This is a genomic window from Pedobacter sp., from assembly GCF_040513095.1.
Classification (GTDB): domain Bacteria; phylum Bacteroidota; class Bacteroidia; order Sphingobacteriales; family Sphingobacteriaceae; genus Pedobacter.
In genome coordinates this window covers 1-18,182 of record NZ_JBEVDX010000047.1, presented here as the reverse complement: position 1 = coordinate 18,182, position 18,182 = coordinate 1, and the positions used below count along the sequence as shown (strand labels likewise).

The window sequence follows — 18,182 nt, the reverse complement described above, 5'->3', positions numbered from 1 at the left end:
GCTTCTCTTATATCGGTACTTATAACCAGTACAGTGAATCTGTAGAACAATATGGGGAATCACCGGAATTTGTATGGTCGCCCGAAGTAAATTCTAATCTGACCTACAGCTTCCGCAAAACTGGTACAACTGCAAATCTGGCTTTCAAGTATACCGGTAAAAGACCTACCTATGAACTCGCTACGCTGGACAATCTTGAACAGGTGAGACTGGCGAAAGTTGGCTCATACAGTACGGCCGACCTGATGTTTACTCAGAGAATTCTGGAGTCACTTACTTTAAATGCAGGTGTGAAAAATCTGTTTGATACCAAGATGCTCAGCAATTCGGCCACTGTAACTACAGCTGCGCACAGCACCGGAGGAATGGTGCCCCTGAATTACGGTCGCTCTTACGTGCTTGGTCTCAGTTTTAATTTTAACAAATAATTGATTTATAACATATCCTAACACATCATGAACAAATTTACTAAGATCATTACCTTACTATGTTTCACAGCAGCTCTTGCTGCTTGCAGCAAAGATGAAGATCCAATTGTTACCGTACCACCGTCAGACGGAAGTACGCTGACATTGAACGGCCTTATCGGAACTGAAGACGGTGCGAGCGCTGGAAATAGCGTGTTTGTAGACTTCAGTACCGATAAACAAACATCGGCAGCACGGGCATCATGGGATTTAGGCTTTTACTCTGGTACAGACTATAGGGTAATCCTTAACCATAGTGTAGGTGCTACTGCAATAATCACTACCAAAAACAATTTAAATGATGTGACTGCTGCAGATACAACTGCGCTGGCCGCATCGGCAACTCTGGCTGTCGGACAGGGATTGGGAACATTTGGCATTATCGATCCGGTTGCAGGAAATACAACTGAGTATTTAGCAGGGACGGTTATACAGGCAGTTTCAGCGACTGAGGCGGAGAATAAAGTTTACATTGTAAACCGCGGCGCAGCTGGAATCACTGGTAACAGGGGATGGCAAAAAATCCGTGTGATCCGCAATGCCAGCGGTTACACCTTGCAGTATGCAAAAATCACTGAAACTACCTTTAAAACACTGAATATAGCAAAAGATGCTGCCTTCAACTTTAAATACGTTTCATTCGCAACAGGTGCGGTTAACGTGGAGCCTGAAAAGGCAGCGTGGGATATTGAATGGGGATTGTCAACTTACAGAGCAGGAACCACATTACCTTATATCTACTCAGATTTTGTACTTATCAATTTTGTAGGAGGTGTAACTGCTGCTGAAGTTATATTTTCAGGAACTGCTGCAAACAGCACTGTGACCTATGCAAATTTTACTGAAACAAACCTTAGTGGAATCACTTTCCTGGCAACAAGAGATGTGATTGGATCAAACTGGAGAGCAACGACAGGCACTGTTGGGGTAAAAACAGATCGTTTTTACCTGGTTAAGGATGGTGCAGGAAATGTATACAAACTGAAATTTATCAGTTTCAGTGCCACGGACAGCGGGGTACGTGGTAAACCGGTTATCGAATATAAACTGGTTAAAAAGGCCTAAACTTGGTTAGTTTGTTGTGCAAGGCTGGCTTCCGCGTGCTAACGGAAGCCGCCTTTTTTCATTTTAACCAGCTGAGGTTCCATTTAACATTGAAAAAAAAATTATATAAACAGATGAAATTAAACATTATACCACTGGCATTCCTTGCTTTAAGCCTCGGTGCCTGTAACAATAATACAAAAGAAGCTGCGGCTACTTTACCCGATAGTACAAAGATTGTTTCCCTGAATGGATCAGTTTCTGAGGTGCTGGCCGGCATTGGCCTGGAGAAAAATATTGCAGGAACGGATATAACCAGTAATTATCCTGAAAGCATGAAAGCAAAGCCCAAAGTTGGCCATAACAAAAATATCAATGCCGAGGGTGTGATGGCTTTACAGCCAGACCTGATCATTGGCCTTAAAAAAGAAGTGACGCCTGTATTGGCCGCCCAGTTTAAAGCTGCCGGCGTAAAACTGCTGCTGGTAGATCAGGATTACTCTGTTGAGGGTACTAAAAAACTGATTCACTTACTGGCTGACAGTTTACATGCTGTGGCAAAAGGTGATTCTTTGGTTAAAGTACTGGAAGCCGACCTGGCAAAGATACCGCCTGTAGCTGCTAACGCAAAAAAACCAAAGGTTTTATTTATTTATGCCCGCGGTACCGGAACAATGATGGTAGGCGGAACCGGTACTGCTATTGATAAGGCTATTGCGCTTGCTGGGGGTGTGAACGCAGTATCTGAGTTTGCAGATTACAAACCTTTAACTGCCGAGGCGCTGGTGAAAGCTAATCCTGATATTATTTTACTGTTTGACAGTGGCCTGCAAAGTCTTGGCGGTGCTGCCGGTTTAGCAAAAGTACAGGGTGTTAGACAAACCAATGCCGGTAAAAATAACAAAATTATCAGCATGGACGGAGAACTGCTAAGCAGTTTTGGTCCGCGTCTGGGAATTGCCATTCAGGAACTAGCAGCAAAAATAAAGTGATCAGAAAAACCGGATATATCCTGATTTCTATGCTGGTCCTCCTGATCGCAACGATGGTCTTTTCGGCCTGTATCGGGGCGCTGAAGATCAGTGTTCCTGAACTGCTTGCCATCCTTGGAAACCAGACGGGCCTGTCTGCACAAGAAGGTTTTAAACCCCAGCAGGCTGCGGTACTGCTGAATATCAGGTTGCCCAGGGTATTCCTGGGTGTGCTCATTGGGGCAGGGCTTGGCATATCGGGTGCTGCAGTGCAGGGCCTGTTCAGGAACCCCCTGGCAGAACCAGGTTTAATAGGTATCTCATCCGGTGCTACATTATTTGCAGTTTTAATGATCGTGCTCGAAGTAGGGCTATTCAAATCGCTCAGCGGTGTGATTGGGTTCTATGCCTTATCTCTAGCTGCATTCATTGGCGCCTGCATTACTACCACCATTGTTTACAGGCTGTCTGTAAGAAACGGCAGGACAGTAACTACCACCTTGCTTTTATCAGGTATAGCTATCAATGCGCTTGCCGGTGCATTTACAGGTTTGCTTACCTATATGGCTACAGACGAGCAGTTGCGAACAATTACATTCTGGAGTCTGGGTAGTTTAGGCGGTGCCAGCTGGGAGACGGTAACAGGCCTGCTGCCTTTTATCCTGATTCCGGTAGCGGGTTTGCCGCTGATGGCTAAATCCCTGAATGCATTGGCCCTGGGAGATGCCGAGGCACTGCATATGGGAATTGATGTCCGCAATCTCAAAAGGATAATTATTGTTCTGGCTACTGTAGCTGTGGGAGCTTCTGTAGCTGTGGCAGGCACCATTGGCTTTATCGGCCTTATTGTTCCGCATATTATTAGAATGACTTTTACAGCTGATCACAGGCTGGTGATCCCGGGTTCTGCTATATTGGGGGCGGTACTCTTAACTCTGGCAGACTTAATGGCCAGAACAATTGTTGTACCGGCAGAACTGCCTATCGGGATTCTGACAGCACTGATCGGGACACCTGTATTTTTGTATATTATCATTACCGAGCGTAATAAAAATAAAATATAAGTATGATAGAGGTAAATGAACTGAGTTACCGCGTAGGTAAAAAAGAACTGCTGCACCGGCTGAGCTTTGAAGCTCAGTCTGGCGAGTTACTGGCTATTCTCGGCGCCAATGGTGCGGGGAAAAGTACGCTGATGAAACTGCTTTGCCGGGAGATAATACCAGGTCACGGACATATTATTTTCAGGGCTAAGAATTTGCAGCAGTATACGCTGCCTGAGCTGGCCAAACAGCGTGCAGTACTTTCACAGCAAAACACTATATCTGTTTCTTTTATTGTGAACGAACTGGTGATGATGGGCAGGTACCCGCATTTTGAACAGGTTCCCGCTGCACGTGATACAGAAGTAGTGCGTTTGGTGATGGAAGAAACAGGTATTTCACATCTTTCAGGCAGGGATTACAATACCCTCTCCGGCGGGGAACAGCAGCGGGTGCAGCTGGCGCGTGTACTGGCGCAGGTATATGATTGCCCGGATGCCTGCCTGTTCCTGGATGAACCGACCAATGGGCTTGATCTGTTATACCAGCAGCAGATGATGGAACTGGCACGGCGGCTGGCCGACAAGGGATATTGTGTTATCTGTATATTGCATGATATTAATTTTGCATCCCGCTTTGCGGATAAGATCCTGATGTTAAAAGATGGAAGAAAGGTGGCAATGGGCACACCTCTTGAGGTGATCAGCTGCGAGAACATTCACGAAACATTCAGTATCAATGTGAAACTGATGGCTTGTGAAGGATACAGTTGTCCCCTGGTCATTCCTGCAATGATTCAGCATGAGCTGTAAAGGAATTGAAAGAATTAAAATATTTACTGAATTATACCATTTAAAGAATAAATAAGATGAGTGAAATCATAGAACTGAAAAGCCAGTGGGACGCTTTCAAAATTGAAAATCCAAAAGTAAGAATCAGGGATGCTGCAAAACAATTGGGTACAACTGAAGCAGAATTACTATCCACTGCGGCAGGTACCTCTGTTACCCGTTTGAGAAATGAGTTTCCTGAAATCCTTAAAGCGGTAGAACCACTGGGCAAAGTGATGGCGCTGACCCGCAATGATTTTTGTGTGCATGAACGTAAAGGTGTATACAGTAACCTTTCTTTCTCAGGGCCAATGGGTCTGGCAGTAAATCCTGATATTGATCTGCGTCTCTTCATGTCGGCCTGGTCTTCAGCTTTTGCTGTAGATGAAGCCGGACGTAAAAGCCTGCAGTTTTTTGCAAAAGACGGAGAGGCTATTCATAAGATTTACCTGGGCGAAACCAGCGACCTGGCTGCATATGAGACCCTCGTGCATAATTTTGCAGCAGAAGATCAGCATGCTGAGCTGGAGATTGTAAAAGATACCACGCTCGCAGAAGAGAAACCGGATGCAGAGATTGATGCAGCAGCTTTCCGGGAAAAATGGCTTAAGCTGAAAGACACACACGCATTCCATGGTTTGCTTCGTAAATTTGGCGTAACCAGAACACAGGGGCTGCGTTTAGCGCCTGAGGGCCATGCAGTACAAATTTCTTACGAATCACTGAAAGCTATTTTCCATAAAGCATCAGATACAGACCTGGAAATCATGGTTTTTACGGGTAACAAAGGTTGTATCCAGATCCATACAGGCCCTGTAAAGAAACTTGTGCAGGCTGGTCCATGGTTCAACGTGCTTGATCCTGATTTTAACATGCATTTGCGTGAGGATGGCATTGCTTCGGTATGGCTGGTTAAGAAGCCTACCGAGGACGGGATTGTTACCAGTATCGAAGTGTTCGATGCAGAGGGTACAATCATTGTTCAGTTTTTTGGTAAACGCAAGCCGGGAATTCCTGAAAATGAGCACTGGCGGTTAATGGTGAATGAGTTGGCGGTTATGCTTTAAAGCTTCGTTGTTCGTACACTGTTCGTGCACTGTTCGGTATTAGGCGCATATTGGACGTATATTGGAAGCGTATTCGATGCATGTTGAGAGGGTGTTGGAAGCATAATTTTTGCTTCCAACACCCTCTCAACATGCATCGGATACGGGTGCAAAAGACCGGCAATACAAAGCAGTGCACGAACAGTGTATACATATATTATATAGCTGTTATAAGTATCATAATTTTATAATAGACTTAATGGAGAAGATTTGATATGCGGTTTATTAATTTTGTTTAATTTTAGAGCGCCTAACCGCATTACTCACCATTTAAGTTTTATATTTTGGATAAGGAACCAACAAATACAAAAGATCTTGAAAAGCAGGTTGCTGCACGCGAAGCTGTAAAATATATTAGTGACAATGATATTGTAGGTCTGGGCACCGGCTCTACAGCTTATTATGCAATTCTCGAAGTTGCGGAACTTGTTAAAAAAGGATGGAAGCTGAAAGGAGTGCCAACTTCTGAACATACAGCATCCCTGGCAACCTCACTGGGGATAGAACTGCTGGACATGAACTCCGTTGAATATATAGACGTTACCATTGACGGGGCAGATGAGTTTGATGAAAACCTGAACCTGATTAAAGGTGGGGGTGGGGCACATTTCAGAGAAAAAATTGTGGCTTCCCTGACCAAAAAAGAAATCATCATTGCCGATGCGGCAAAAAAAGTAGACCAGCTGGGGAAATTTAAAGTACCCGTTGAGATTGTGCCGCTTGCGCTTAACTATGTATTGCGTGCAATGGCAAAACTGGGCGGTACAGGTGCTGTGAGGATGAAAAACGGGCAGCAGTTTATCACTGACAACCACAACCTTATTGTGGATGCAGACTTTGGCCTGATCGCCGATCCGGCATCATTATCTGAAAAACTGAACCAGATTGAAGGTATCCTTGCGCACGGCCTCTTCGTTAATCTTGCAGCAGTGGTGATTGTTGGACAGGGAACTGAGGCGACTACTTACACAAAATAAAATTCGTTTCTCCGGTTCTTTCTTAAATCCTTATCTTTGCAGTATAAAGATCACCTTGTAAGTGATTATTAAGTATATCAATTTATTCACATATAAATCATAGTTGTAGATGATTAACATTACTTTACCGGATGGCTCGGTCCGTCCGTACGAAAATGGGATAACTGCCCATCAGATTGCTCTATCCATTTCTGAAGGATTGGCACGTAACGTTCTCGCAGCCGAAGTAAACGGCGAAGTCTGGGATTCATCCCGGCCAATAGAAAAAGATTCTTCCGTAAAACTGCTCACCTGGAATGACACTGCAGGTAAAGCCACTTTCTGGCATTCTTCCGCCCACATTATGGCAGAGGCGCTGGAAGCACTTTATCCAGGAACAAAATTCGGCATCGGCCCTGCTATTGAAACAGGATTTTATTACGATGTGGATTTTGGAGACCATGAGTTTTCTTCGGATGACTTCAAGGCGATTGAGACCAAGTTCATGGAACTGGCCAAGCAAAAAGAAGTATTTGAGCGTACCAGCGTTTCTAAAGCTGATGCGGTCAACTATTTCACTGAAAAGGGAGATGAATATAAACTTGACCTGCTGCAGGGACTGGAAGATGGAAAGATTACCTTTTATAAACAGGGTGCTTTCACAGATCTCTGCCGTGGACCGCATATACCGAACACAGGCTTTGTTAAGGCTGTCAAGCTGATGAATGTTGCCGGAGCATACTGGAGAGGTGATGAGACTAAAAAACAGCTCACAAGAATTTATGGGGTTACTTTTCCGAAAGCGAGTGAACTGACAGAATATTTACTGATGATTGAGGAAGCAAAAAAACGCGACCACAGGAAGTTGGGTAAAGAACTGGAGTTGTTTGCTTTTTCAGAGAAGGTAGGACTGGGTTTGCCTTTATGGTTGCCTAAGGGAACTGCCCTTCGCGAGCGCCTGGTAAGCTTCTTAACAAAAGCACAGGGGAAAGCCGGATACGAGCAGGTGATTACACCACACATCGGCCATAAGAATTTATATGTAACATCAGGTCACTGGGATAAATATGGTAAAGATTCATTCCAGTCGATTAAGACCCCTCAGGAAGGAGAGGAGTTCCTGCTTAAACCCATGAACTGCCCTCACCATTGTGAGATTTATAAAGTTAAACCGCGTTCTTACAAAGATCTTCCGTTACGTTTTGCTGAATTTGGTACGGTTTACCGTTATGAGCAAAGCGGAGAAATGCACGGCCTGACAAGGGTTCGTGGCTTTACTCAGGATGATGCCCACTTGTTCTGCCGTCCTGACCAGGTAAAAGAAGAGTTTAAAAAGGTGATTGATCTGGTTCTCTATGTGTTTAAATCATTAGGTTTTAATGATTATACTGCACAGGTATCATTGAGGGATCCTGAAAACAAATCTAAATATATCGGGACAGATGAAAACTGGAAACTTGCAGAAGACGCCATCATTGAAGCTGCTGCTGAAAAAGGATTAGCTACTGTAGTAGAACTGGGTGAGGCGGCTTTTTATGGTCCGAAACTGGATTTCATGGTGAAGGACGCACTGGGCCGGAGATGGCAGCTGGGAACAATCCAGGTAGACTATAACCTGCCGGAACGTTTTGAGCTGGAATACACTGGTAGTGATAACCAGAAACACAGACCGGTAATGATCCACAGGGCACCGTTTGGTTCACTGGAGCGTTTTGTTGCTGTTTTGATTGAACATTGTGCAGGTAATTTTCCATTATGGCTTTCTCCGGAACAATTTATCATCCTTCCTATTTCAGAAAAGTATGAAGATTATGCGAAAAAAGTTTCAGATGAACTAAATAATTCCGATATTCGCGGTTTGATTGACTTTCGCGATGAGAAGATCGGAAGGAAGATCAGGGACGCAGAGGTTAAAAAGACGCCTTACATGCTGATAATTGGTGAAAAGGAAATGGCAGAAGGCAAATTATCGGTAAGGAAGCATGGAGAGGGTGATTTAGGTGAGATGACTATCGAGGCGTTCAGAGAATTATTAATTAAAGAAATAACAGTTTAAATAGTATATAAATTTGGCATTAGGCAGACCAGGATTTAACAGGGGACCACGTCCTCCTTTTAAGAAAAAAGAAGCAGAACATAATATTAATCAGTTTATCAGGGCCCAGGAGGTCAGGTTAGCTGGAGATAATGTTGAACCAGGGATTTATCCTTTGGCAAAAGCTTTAGCCCTTGCCGATGAACTGGAGTTGGATCTGGTAGAAATATCACCTAATGCAGTGCCTCCGGTTTGTAGAATAATCGATTACAGCAAGTTCGTTTACGAACAAAAGAAAAAGCAGAAAGAGATTAAGGCAAATGCTAAACAAACAGTAATTAAGGAGATCCGTTTCGGTCCTAACACAAATGACCATGATTTTCAGTTCAAACTGAAACATGCGCAGAGTTTTTTGGAAAGTGGCGAAAAAGTGAGAGCATACGTACATTTCAAGGGTAGGGCAATCGTTTACAAAGAGCAGGGAGAAATTCTTTTGCTTAAGTTTGCACAGGCTTTGGAAGATATAGGAAAGGTAGAGTTGTTGCCGAAGTTAGAAGGTAAACGTATGTTCCTGACGCTTGCTCCGAAAGTTGTAAAAAAATAAATAAATTACATAAATAATAACACAGGTTATGCCAAAAATGAAAACCAATTCCAGTGCTAAAAAGCGTTTTTCGCTTACTGGAACCGGTAAAATCGCTAGAAAGAACGCATACAAAAGTCACATTTTAACAAAAATGTCTACTAAACGTAAGCGTAATTTAGGTCACACCTCAATGGTGTCAGCTGCTGATATGGGCAACGTTAAGCGTATGCTTGCTATCGGTAAATAATTAATTTTTAACCAGGTACCCGGTAGTAAGTTTGCTGAAATACGCAACACCGTTTATCAAAAAACAACAACACTATGCCACGTTCGGTAAACGCAGTAGCTTCGAGAAGAAGACGGAAAAAAGTCCTTAATATGGCCAAAGGCTATTGGGGATCTAGAAGTAAAGTATTCACTGTAGCAAAAAATACGGTTGAGAAAGGTTTGCAGTATGCATACCGTGACCGTAAAGTTAAGAAAAGAGAATTCCGCGGTTTATGGATTCAACGTATCAACGCTGGAGCTCGTCAACACGGTATTTCTTACTCTCAGCTGATTGGTAAATTAGCTACTAAAAACATCGGTTTAAACCGTAAAGTATTAGCTGATTTAGCTATGAATCACCCGGAGGCTTTCAAAGCTGTGATTGATACAGTTAAATAGAAATAACTAATAACAATTGAAAAGGCTATCTCTTACGAGGTAGCCTTTTTTGCTGCATAGGAATTCCAGCCTAAAAAAAAGACCGGCTCTTCGTTTTACTGAGGGCCGGTCTTTCTGTTTGTTTATAGGATTAAGCTTTACCAGCTTTCATTTTATCTTTTTTTGCTTTTTTCTCTGCGTGGATGGCATTCAGCTTTTTCTTCTGCTCAGCGTTCAGAATATTATCCAGTTTAGCTTCTGTCTCTTTTTTTATTGCCTTTTGCTTTTCCTTATGAGCCGCTTTAGCCTCATGGCTGGATTTATGCAATGTTTCCGCTTTCTGGAATTTATCAAGCTCTACGGCATAAACTTTCTTTTTCTGATCAGCAGTCAGTGAAAGTTCTTTTTGAAGTTTCTCCGTGCTTTTTTCTGCCTTCTGCGCAGGAGTAGCTTTGTCTTTGTGTGCTGCGGTTTGTGCATAACTTGCAGTTAATCCCATTACAGCAATAGCGAGTGTCAAAAATAATTTCTTCATATTTTATTTGTCTGGATTTACCATGATCTGCCCCGGGGGGATTGACCATGGTCATTTTGTTTCTGTTGTTTCATCAATTGGAGTGTAAAACAGCTGAACGGTTTAATCTGAATATGAAATATTAATTTTTATTCATCTGTGACAGCGATTTCTGCATTTGGGACATCATATTGGTCAGGGTTTCTATAGTTGGCTCTGGCGCAGGATCAGGCAGGGTAGAGCTGATGTAGGCTTTTGCTTTCCAGATCTCCAGGATGTCATCAGCAGCAACCAGGTAAGGATCGTACATTTTGTTATCTGATACCAGTTTCAGTTCTTTATTTTCTTTAAAGCGGTTGCCGGCACGTTTATAAACCACACCTTCATTTTTGCTGACGATCACATAGGTCTCGCCGGTTTTAATATCGTTCCAGTTGTCCATATACTCACCGATGATCACACTTCCCGGCTGGATCGGCAGCATCGAGTCACCCACAATTTCAAACGCCCTGAAGGTACCCTGTTTCAGGGTAGGCAGGGGAAGCTGGAATTTCGGCAGCTCTTTGATATATTCAGGATCAGCAAATCCGTTCAGGTAACCTGCACTTGCTTTTACCGGAACCATTTCAATGTTCTCATTATCGTTGTGATCCACAGAAATACTGAGTATCCTGAGGTTGGATCCCTGGCTTTTTAACTTGAGTTTCCACTTATCATTGACTGTTTCATTGATAAACTCATCAATGGTCAGTTCAAAGTATTCTGCTATTCTTTTTAGTAAGTCGTATTTAGGTTCTGCCCTGTCTTCTTCATAGGCACCGACAAGAGATCTTTTAATCTCCATCAAATCAGCGAATTGCTGCTGTGTATGGCCTTTTTTCTTTCTTAAGTATTTGAGATTGCTGGAAATATTCGACATAAAATAAAAGATTAAAAATAATTTGTTTCTACTAAAATAGTTAGTATTATTGTACCAATAAAGTTAGTAATATTTATTCGTACTGCAAATATATATACTAATTTAATTAGTGGTAATAATTAAAGCTGAAAGCAATGAAAAAATTTGTCTACATCGTAACCGATAGAAACCGTACCAGTTTACACGTTGGAATGAGCGCCGATTTAATCAAGACGCTTGATTTTTATAAACAGATGCCAAGCCTGTTTTTTGACAATGCCCAGCAGCTAACCCGCCTTGTTTATTTTGAGGAGTTCAAAACCGAGATCCAGGCACTGAGCCGTTTTAAGCTGATCAGCCGTTTTACCAGGATGCAGAAAGAGCGTCTCGTACGTTCGTGTAACCCGGATTGGATTGACCTTACCATTGGTCTTGACTTTGAGCATATCACCATGAACAGGCCTATACCCACACAAGTGAAAATGCCACTGGCAATTATGTCATAGTTATACGCATATGAGAACCACAAATAAAAAAAGGCCGGCCGGTTTTTGAGTTCCGGCTGGCCTTTATAAATGTTGAATGCGGATCTCTCTTAATTCGCGTTGTTCTCGTTTTTCTTTCTTTCCTTTTCTTCCTGACGTTGCTTTCTTCTCAGCTCCCGTTCTTCCTTACGGGTGAGTGGTACTGGCGGCAATTGTTTTGGAGCGGGTTCAGCAGCCTTTTTCTCTTCAGGTTTTACCTCTTCCTGTTTTTCCTGTGTGGCTTCTCCTTCAGTTGCCGGAGCAACATTAACTGAGTCTGTTACTACACTATCCGTAACTGCGGTATCCACAGCATAGGAAGGAGTAGGGCAGTTGATACTTCTGGTTATCGGTACAGTAGCTTTCGGGAAAGGCCCATAAGTATAACCTGTGCTCTGATCATGGTAAACCTTTTCCATGAACTTAGCGAAAATGGGCAAGGCTGTACGTGAACCTTCACCGGTTTCACCGTTTTTAAAGTGTGCTGAACGCTCATCACAGCCAACCCATACACCTGTTACCAGATCTTTGGTAATACCCATGTACCATGCATCCACATAATCTGAAGAGGTTCCGGTTTTACCACCTATCTGGTTGTTTTTCTTCCAGAGATCCCATTCCCATAGGGCCTGTGATGTTCCACCCGGCTCTTCCATTCCACCTCTGAACATGTAGAGCATCAGCCATGCAATTTCTTCTGAGAGTACACGCTTTGTTTTAGCAACAAAATCTTCAATGACGGTATTGTCCTGGTCAGTGATTTTCTCTACCAGAATAGGATCTGTTCTAACGCCTTTGTTCAGAAAAGTACCATAAGCCCGCACCATTTCGTATACAGAGACATCGTTCGGACCTAAACTCACAGATGGTACGGATTGTAAATGACTGTCAATACCGCATTCATGTGCCCATTTCACTACGTTATCCCAGCCTACTTTTTCTGTAACCTGTGCTGTTACGGTATTTACAGAACGTCCCATTGCGGTACGCAGGGACATCTCGCGGTAAGTTGTATTCCAGTCGGCATTTCTTGGCTCCCAATACTCGGTCTTGCCATTCTCTTCGTATTTGATCTTTACAGGTTTATCTGTAAAGGTATCACAAGGGCTCATGCCGCTTTCAAATGCAGCGAGGTATGCAAAAGGTTTAAACGTAGATCCGGCCTGTCTTTTTGCCTGGTTAACGTGGTCGTATTTAAAGAATTTATGATCTACGCCACCAACCCATACTTTAATCTTTCCTGTAAAGGGGTCAAGGGTCATCATTCCCGTATTCATGATCTTTCCATAGTAACGGATAGAATCCATTGTAGAGAAAAGAGTATCGCGGTCTCCTTTGTAAGAGAAGATCTTCATTTTCTTCTTCTTATTGAAATAAGCTGTGATCGAATCCGGGTTATTGGCATATTTCTTCTCCAGCATGGCATAAATGGGAAGGTTATGCATCGCCCGTCCCGGGTAATCAACTTTATGTTTTTCGGAATCCTGCCATGGATCTTCGTTGCCCCAGACATTATAAAACCTTTTCTGAATGATTCTCATCTGTTCTGCTACAGCTTCTTCGGCATATTTCTGCAGTTTGGAATCAATGGTGGTATAGATTTTCAATCCGTCTTCATACAGATCATAACGGTTGTCTTTACACCATTTTTCAAGATACTTGGATACAGCTGCCCTCAGATAAGAATCACCGTCACTGCCTTCGTCTACTCTCCCTTCTTTCAGGTCGAGGGGCAGGCTTTTGAATTCATTAAGCTGCTGATCGGTGATGTAGCCATATTTGTTCATCTGCGAAAGTGAAACGTTTCTTCTTTCGAGTGCCCGCTCAGGATAACGTACAGGGTTATACGTAGAGGTTCCTTTGAGCATCCCTACCAGCATCGCTGATTCAGGAACAGTTAATGAATCAGTCTGTTTATCAAAATAGATCCTGGCGGCTGTCTTGATACCGTAGGTGTTGTTACCAAAAGATACCGTATTGAGGTACATTGTGATAATGTCGTTTTTAGAATAATTGGATTCAAGTTTTACAGCTGTCATCCATTCCTTTAGTTTGGAAACGATAGTGCGGACAACAGGAATGTGTCTTATAAAGCCCTGCGACTTATTGTACCTTGTACGGTACATGTTCTTTGCCAGCTGCTGGGTAATGGTACTTGCACCACGCTTATCGCCTGTTGCAGTAGAGATCCCGCTGGATAAGAGGGAGCGGAAGTCAATCCCTATATGCTTATAAAAACGTACGTCCTCTGTAGCAACCAGTGCATTGATTACACTTGGCGAAATTTGCTTGAAATCAACAGGAGTACGGTTCTCCTTATAATACCTTCCAATCAGTTTACCATCGGATGTGTAAAGTTCAGAGCCCACGCTGAGGGTAGGCATTTTGATATCGTGAATAGATGGTGAATAACCGAAGAGCCAGAGGAAATTGAGCTGCAGTGCACAAAAAAAGATGATAATACTATAGATAAATATGGATATATATCGGAGGTATTTATTATGGATCTCTTTAAACATTTGATAGGGTCAAAAAATTTTGTAAAACAGTTCTTGTGATATTCTTGTTAAACACTCAGTGCAAATTAACGCAAATAATTCACTAAAATTTTAGCCATTCTGAAATACGTTGCCTTTCATCGGCTTCAGGTTATAAAACTGCCTGTATTTAAGCAGATTAAACAAGCCTATCCTATAAATGGTTTTTAAAACACAAGGTAATGAGCAAAGATCCAAATCGCTTTTTAGCGACCCCGGGACAGAAAATTAAACTGAAAGAGTACAGCACAAATTATACCGGTGATATTGATAAGGAAGTTGGCAAAGCCACGCTGGAAGTTGTCAAAGAAAAACTAAGTAAATATCAGGAAACTTTATACGCAGAAGATGCCCATTCGGTACTGATCATTTTCCAGGCGATGGATGCGGCCGGAAAGGATAGTGCGATATCGCATGTGATGTCTGGCCTTAACCCTCAGGGTTGCCAGGTATTTAGTTTTAAAACACCGACGGCAAATGAATATGAGCATGATTTTTTATGGCGGCATTCCCTGGCCCTTCCACAGCGGGGAAGAATCGGTATCCATAACCGCTCTCACTATGAAAACGTGCTCGTTTGTAAAGTTCATCCTGAATATATCCTCAATGAGCGCATTCCGGGATACAAGGATGTGAAAAAGATCGGAAAGAGCTTTTGGAAAGCACGTTATGAGAGCATCCGTAATTTTGAGAAACACCTGGCCGAGAACGGTACAGTTATTCTCAAGTTTTTCCTCAACGTTTCCGAAGAAACCCAAAAAGAGCGTTTCCTGGACCGGATCAATGATCCTTCGAAAAACTGGAAGTTCTCGTCTGCGGATATTACTGAACGGGGATTATGGAAGGATTATATGTCGGCTTATGAAGAGGCGATTACAGAAACATCTACTGAACGGGCGCCATGGTATATTATTCCCGCAGATAAAAAATGGTATGCGCGACTGGCTATCAGTCAGATCCTGGAGCAAACCTTCAGCGAACTTAACCTTCAGTATCCGGAACTGCCGGAAGAGGAAATGGCAAAGCTGGAAGAATACAAAAAACAGCTGCTTGCAGAAGGAAAGTGATATACTGCCATTTCTTTAATATGCTCAGTGACAGATGAAATACACTTTATAAGTTATTCATTTCATGTGAGATAACTTAGTTCTATTAATGGTAAGATATTTGTGACAATATAAATGTATGATGCTTTGACGGCATTTTATAATAAATTTATATAAAATAGTGTGTGTTTTGAGCCCCTTTTACCATTTGGTAGAGGGGTTTTTTATATATGTGAGTTTATTTCTTCTCCAATCCTTCCTACAGTAGCATCATCCAGTATAATATCGAGCCGGTCTGCCTTCAGGTCATGTCTGTAAAAAGGCAGGTCACCTGCTTCCAGTTCATCGTCCGGCACCTTTTCCCAGGTTTCGTTATCAGCTTCCAGGCGAATTGCTCCAAGGACACCACCATAATATATGATTTTATACTGTCCTTCATCAGTTGGCAGAATAGTGAGCGTCAATTCATTCTGTCCAAAGCCAATTTTAATGTTAAATACGTCCATAATGCTTTAACCGCAATTGTGGTCGATTGTTTGAAGGTAATCGGCTGTGAGTGTTATTGGGGACTTTAGTACCTGATTTGTAGAGCATTAAATGATTAGTGAAAACAATATATCCTACAAAGTGTTCAGCTAGTTCATCTACCAAATGAAATTATGGAAAACAATGAAAACTCGCGTGACAGTTCAAACAACACGCAACCGACAGACGAGCATATCAAAACTTTAGAAGGCAAAGAGGCGCTCGAAAAATTAAAACATATCGCTACCAAGGCCGAAAACTGTTTCTTTTGTACAAATATCAAAACTGGCCTGCCAGTGTCAGTAAGACCTATGGCAGTGCTTGATGTAGACGATGAAGGGAATCTGTGGTTTATGAGCATGAAAGATAGTACCAAAAATGCCGAAATTGCAGCTGATCCATTTACTCACCTGTTTTTCCAGGAATCTACCAATTCGGGCTTCCTGAATATTTATGGGATTACAGAGATCAGTACCGATCAGGAAAAAATTGACGAATTGTGGAAACCCTTATTAAAAGTCTGGTTTCAGGGTGGTAAGGATGATTTTAATATCAGCCTCCTGAAAGTAGTACCTACCAATGTGTATTACTGGGACAATAAACACGGAGATATGGTTGCTTTTGCTAAAATGGCGGCTTCCGTTGTTACCGGCAAAACCATGGATGATTCTGTAGAAGGTAATCTTGATTTCTAATTATTTTATCTTTAAATCATCATCAAAGCCGGTATTTCCTTCAGGGAGTACCGGCTTTTTGATGCATTTTTATTTGCATTTGATGTATAACTAAGGTTATTCAAGCATAAACGTCAATAGCAATCTACTATCATATCAATCGCTGCGGCCATGTGTTTTATAGAAAGTAAACTATTCTTATAATTGTAGGATCTATTTTGATTTCGGGGTCAGATTATGTAAAAAGATAACAGTAGGATGTAAATCTTTAGATAGCTGACATCCTATCTTTGTTATATAAAACAATAAGATGTCAGCTTCAGATCTTCAAACAATTTCTTTACCGGTATTAGGCATGTCATGTGCAGGATGCGCTTCAAGCGTCCAGTCAGTACTGGCTGCGCAGCAGGGCATAGAAACAGCTGAGGTCAATTACGCCACACAGCAGGTTAAGGTCGTGTATCAGCCCGAGATAATCCAGCCGGCAACATTCCGTCAGGCCCTGCAAGGTGCAGGATACGACCTTATTGTAGATACTGTAAATGCTGAAGAGAAACAGCAAGAGGCACAGGCAGACAGTTATACCGCGTTAAAAAAGAGAACGCTTATGGCTGCCGCACTTACCCTCCCGGTAGTGATCATCGGTATGTTTTTTATGAATATACCCTATGCGAATTACTATATGCTTGTGTTTACTACGCCGGTATTGTTTGTGTTTGGCAAAAGCTTCTTCATTAACGCGTTCAAACAGGCGCGGCATCAGAGGGCTAACATGGACAGCCTTGTAGCTTTAAGCACCGGTATATCTTATCTTTTCAGCGTATTTAATACTTTCTACCACGAATACTGGCATAGCAAAGGCATGCACCCGCATGTATATTATGAAGCAGCAGCAGTTGTGATTGTCTTCATCATGCTGGGTAAACTGCTCGAAGAGCGCGCCAAATCAAATACTTCATCAGCCATCAAAAAACTGATCGGCCTTCAGCCTAAAACCGTATTTATGATCGGACCTTCCGGCGAAGAAGAGATCGAAATATCGGCTGTAAAAACCGGTGACCTTTTAGTAGTTAAACCGGGAGACAAAGTTCCTGTGGATGGAGTATTATTCAGCGGAAGTTCTTACGTAGATGAAAGTATGATCTCCGGTGAACCGGTTGCAATATTGAAAGAATCAGGTGATAACGTTTATGCAGGAACGATCAATCAGAAAGGAAGCTTCAGGTTCCATGCAGAAAAGGTCGGCGGTGCAACACTGCTGGCACAAATTATTAAACAGGTGCAGGAAGCGCAGGGATCAAAAGCCCCGGTACAAAAGTTAGTGGATAAAATTGCCGGTATATTTGTACCTGTTGTGCTCTTTATTGCAGTGCTTACGCTGGGCGCCTGGTTATTATTTGGCGGCGATTATAAGCTGAGTCAGGGACTGATGGCAATGGTTACAGTTCTGGTTATCGCGTGTCCCTGTGCGCTTGGACTTGCTACGCCAACAGCGGTTATGGTAGGGATGGGCAAAGGCGCAGAAAATGGGGTACTGATAAAAGATGCTGAAGCCCTGGAAACAGGCTATAAGGTAAACACAATTGTGCTGGATAAAACCGGGACACTTACAGAGGGACGTCCGACACTAACAGCGATCAGCTGGGCATCAGCTCATCAGATAAATAAAGACCACCTCACAGGCATTCTGCTTGCATTGGAACAACATTCGGAACATCCACTCGCAAATGCGGTGGTTAATTATATCAAAAAGCAATCAATAACGGCCTCAGAAGTCAGTT

Annotated in this window: 18 protein-coding genes and 1 pseudogene; 15 read left to right on the top strand and 4 right to left on the bottom strand. The window is 42.6% G+C overall.

The features are described from left to right. The 11 genes and pseudogenes from ABWY16_RS07165 to rplT form a co-directional block, all read left to right on the top strand. Nucleotides 1–428, top strand: a pseudogene (locus ABWY16_RS07165) (TonB-dependent receptor); the annotation flags it as partial. 27 nt (nucleotides 429–455) lie between these two features. Then, on the top strand, nucleotides 456–1,532 hold the full coding sequence (locus tag ABWY16_RS07160; RefSeq protein WP_353903961.1) for an HmuY family protein: 1,077 nt from the start codon (nucleotides 456–458) through the stop codon (nucleotides 1,530–1,532). A 113-nt stretch (nucleotides 1,533–1,645) separates the two neighbouring features. Further along, entirely contained in the window at nucleotides 1,646–2,503 is an 858-nt protein-coding gene (locus ABWY16_RS07155) for a heme/hemin ABC transporter substrate-binding protein (RefSeq protein ID WP_353903960.1), read from the top strand. After that, complete coding sequence (locus ABWY16_RS07150; RefSeq protein WP_353903959.1) at nucleotides 2,500–3,546, top strand: FecCD family ABC transporter permease; 1,047 nt, start codon at nucleotides 2,500–2,502, stop codon at nucleotides 3,544–3,546. Before ABWY16_RS07155 ends, ABWY16_RS07150 begins: the two co-directional genes overlap by 4 nt. Nucleotides 3,547–3,548: 2 nt before the next feature. After that, on the top strand, nucleotides 3,549–4,337 hold the full coding sequence (locus ABWY16_RS07145; RefSeq protein WP_353903958.1) for a heme ABC transporter ATP-binding protein: 789 nt from the start codon (nucleotides 3,549–3,551) through the stop codon (nucleotides 4,335–4,337). A gap of 56 nt (nucleotides 4,338–4,393) precedes the next feature. After that, a complete protein-coding gene (locus ABWY16_RS07140; protein ID WP_353903957.1) occupies nucleotides 4,394–5,422 on the top strand; it encodes a hemin-degrading factor in 1,029 nt (342 codons plus the stop codon). A gap of 323 nt (nucleotides 5,423–5,745) precedes the next feature. Further along, on the top strand, nucleotides 5,746–6,438 hold the full coding sequence (gene rpiA / locus ABWY16_RS07135; protein WP_353903956.1) for a ribose-5-phosphate isomerase RpiA: 693 nt from the start codon (nucleotides 5,746–5,748) through the stop codon (nucleotides 6,436–6,438). Nucleotides 6,439–6,547: 109 nt separating this feature from the next. Next, entirely contained in the window at nucleotides 6,548–8,473 is a 1,926-nt protein-coding gene (thrS, locus tag ABWY16_RS07130; RefSeq protein WP_353903955.1) for a threonine--tRNA ligase, read from the top strand. A 13-nt stretch (nucleotides 8,474–8,486) separates the two neighbouring features. Next, nucleotides 8,487–9,056: a translation initiation factor IF-3 gene (infC, locus tag ABWY16_RS07125; protein ID WP_090555863.1), complete on the top strand. Its 570-nt coding sequence runs from the start codon at nucleotides 8,487–8,489 to the stop codon at nucleotides 9,054–9,056. A gap of 28 nt (nucleotides 9,057–9,084) precedes the next feature. Continuing rightward, nucleotides 9,085–9,285 carry a 50S ribosomal protein L35 gene (rpmI, locus tag ABWY16_RS07120; RefSeq protein ID WP_041887185.1) on the top strand — a complete coding sequence of 67 codons (201 nt, stop codon included), beginning with the start codon at nucleotides 9,085–9,087 and terminating at the stop codon, nucleotides 9,283–9,285. Nucleotides 9,286–9,359: 74 nt separating this feature from the next. Next, a complete protein-coding gene (gene rplT, locus ABWY16_RS07115; protein ID WP_037439531.1) occupies nucleotides 9,360–9,704 on the top strand; it encodes a 50S ribosomal protein L20 in 345 nt (114 codons plus the stop codon). 130 nt (nucleotides 9,705–9,834) lie between these two features. Here rplT and ABWY16_RS07110 read toward each other — a convergent pair whose 3' ends face one another. Continuing rightward, nucleotides 9,835–10,218, bottom strand: a complete 384-nt coding sequence (locus ABWY16_RS07110) for a DUF4890 domain-containing protein (RefSeq protein WP_353903954.1) — start codon at nucleotides 10,216–10,218, stop codon at nucleotides 9,835–9,837. Between the two features lie 121 nt (nucleotides 10,219–10,339). Further along, nucleotides 10,340–11,116 carry an XRE family transcriptional regulator gene (locus tag ABWY16_RS07105; RefSeq protein ID WP_353903953.1) on the bottom strand — a complete coding sequence of 259 codons (777 nt, stop codon included), beginning with the start codon at nucleotides 11,114–11,116 and terminating at the stop codon, nucleotides 10,340–10,342. Nucleotides 11,117–11,250: 134 nt separating this feature from the next. On the opposite strand from ABWY16_RS07105, the gene ABWY16_RS07100 reads away from it, so the two are divergent. Next, the gene (locus tag ABWY16_RS07100) at nucleotides 11,251–11,601 is read left to right on the top strand and encodes a GIY-YIG nuclease family protein (RefSeq protein ID WP_353903952.1); all 351 of its coding nucleotides are present in this window, start codon (nucleotides 11,251–11,253) and stop codon (nucleotides 11,599–11,601) included. A gap of 89 nt (nucleotides 11,602–11,690) precedes the next feature. Here ABWY16_RS07100 and ABWY16_RS07095 read toward each other — a convergent pair whose 3' ends face one another. After that, nucleotides 11,691–14,138, bottom strand: a complete 2,448-nt coding sequence (locus tag ABWY16_RS07095) for a transglycosylase domain-containing protein (protein WP_353903951.1) — start codon at nucleotides 14,136–14,138, stop codon at nucleotides 11,691–11,693. 200 nt (nucleotides 14,139–14,338) lie between these two features. Between ABWY16_RS07095 and ABWY16_RS07090 the strand changes: the two genes are divergently transcribed. Further along, nucleotides 14,339–15,223 carry a polyphosphate kinase 2 family protein gene (locus tag ABWY16_RS07090; RefSeq protein ID WP_353903950.1) on the top strand — a complete coding sequence of 295 codons (885 nt, stop codon included), beginning with the start codon at nucleotides 14,339–14,341 and terminating at the stop codon, nucleotides 15,221–15,223. Between the two features lie 203 nt (nucleotides 15,224–15,426). Here the strand turns inward: ABWY16_RS07090 and ABWY16_RS07085 are convergent, their stop codons facing one another. After that, on the bottom strand, nucleotides 15,427–15,708 hold the full coding sequence (locus ABWY16_RS07085) for a hypothetical protein (protein ID WP_353903949.1): 282 nt from the start codon (nucleotides 15,706–15,708) through the stop codon (nucleotides 15,427–15,429). A gap of 153 nt (nucleotides 15,709–15,861) precedes the next feature. On the opposite strand from ABWY16_RS07085, the gene ABWY16_RS07080 reads away from it, so the two are divergent. Both ABWY16_RS07080 and ABWY16_RS07075 read left to right on the top strand, forming a co-directional pair. Further along, nucleotides 15,862–16,422, top strand: coding sequence for a pyridoxamine 5'-phosphate oxidase family protein (locus ABWY16_RS07080; RefSeq protein WP_353903948.1), 561 nt, complete (start codon nucleotides 15,862–15,864; stop codon nucleotides 16,420–16,422). A gap of 289 nt (nucleotides 16,423–16,711) precedes the next feature. Further along, nucleotides 16,712–18,182 (top strand): heavy metal translocating P-type ATPase (locus ABWY16_RS07075; RefSeq protein WP_353903947.1); only part of this gene is annotated, 1,471 nt, incomplete at its 3' end.

Coding starts and splice junctions, on each gene's coding strand:
- ABWY16_RS07160 (WP_353903961.1), top strand. CDS start 456: ATGAACAAATTTACTAAGATCATTACCTTACTATGTTTCACAGCAGCT.
- ABWY16_RS07155 (WP_353903960.1), top strand. CDS start 1,646: ATGAAATTAAACATTATACCACTGGCATTCCTTGCTTTAAGCCTCGGT.
- ABWY16_RS07145 (WP_353903958.1), top strand. CDS start 3,549: ATGATAGAGGTAAATGAACTGAGTTACCGCGTAGGTAAAAAAGAACTG.
- ABWY16_RS07140 (WP_353903957.1), top strand. CDS start 4,394: ATGAGTGAAATCATAGAACTGAAAAGCCAGTGGGACGCTTTCAAAATT.
- thrS (WP_353903955.1), top strand. CDS start 6,548: ATGATTAACATTACTTTACCGGATGGCTCGGTCCGTCCGTACGAAAAT.
- rpmI (WP_041887185.1), top strand. CDS start 9,085: ATGCCAAAAATGAAAACCAATTCCAGTGCTAAAAAGCGTTTTTCGCTT.
- rplT (WP_037439531.1), top strand. CDS start 9,360: ATGCCACGTTCGGTAAACGCAGTAGCTTCGAGAAGAAGACGGAAAAAA.
- ABWY16_RS07110 (WP_353903954.1), bottom strand. CDS start 10,218: ATGAAGAAATTATTTTTGACACTCGCTATTGCTGTAATGGGATTAACT.
- ABWY16_RS07105 (WP_353903953.1), bottom strand. CDS start 11,116: ATGTCGAATATTTCCAGCAATCTCAAATACTTAAGAAAGAAAAAAGGC.
- ABWY16_RS07100 (WP_353903952.1), top strand. CDS start 11,251: ATGAAAAAATTTGTCTACATCGTAACCGATAGAAACCGTACCAGTTTA.
- ABWY16_RS07095 (WP_353903951.1), bottom strand. CDS start 14,138: ATGTTTAAAGAGATCCATAATAAATACCTCCGATATATATCCATATTT.
- ABWY16_RS07090 (WP_353903950.1), top strand. CDS start 14,339: ATGAGCAAAGATCCAAATCGCTTTTTAGCGACCCCGGGACAGAAAATT.
- ABWY16_RS07085 (WP_353903949.1), bottom strand. CDS start 15,708: ATGGACGTATTTAACATTAAAATTGGCTTTGGACAGAATGAATTGACG.
- ABWY16_RS07080 (WP_353903948.1), top strand. CDS start 15,862: ATGGAAAACAATGAAAACTCGCGTGACAGTTCAAACAACACGCAACCG.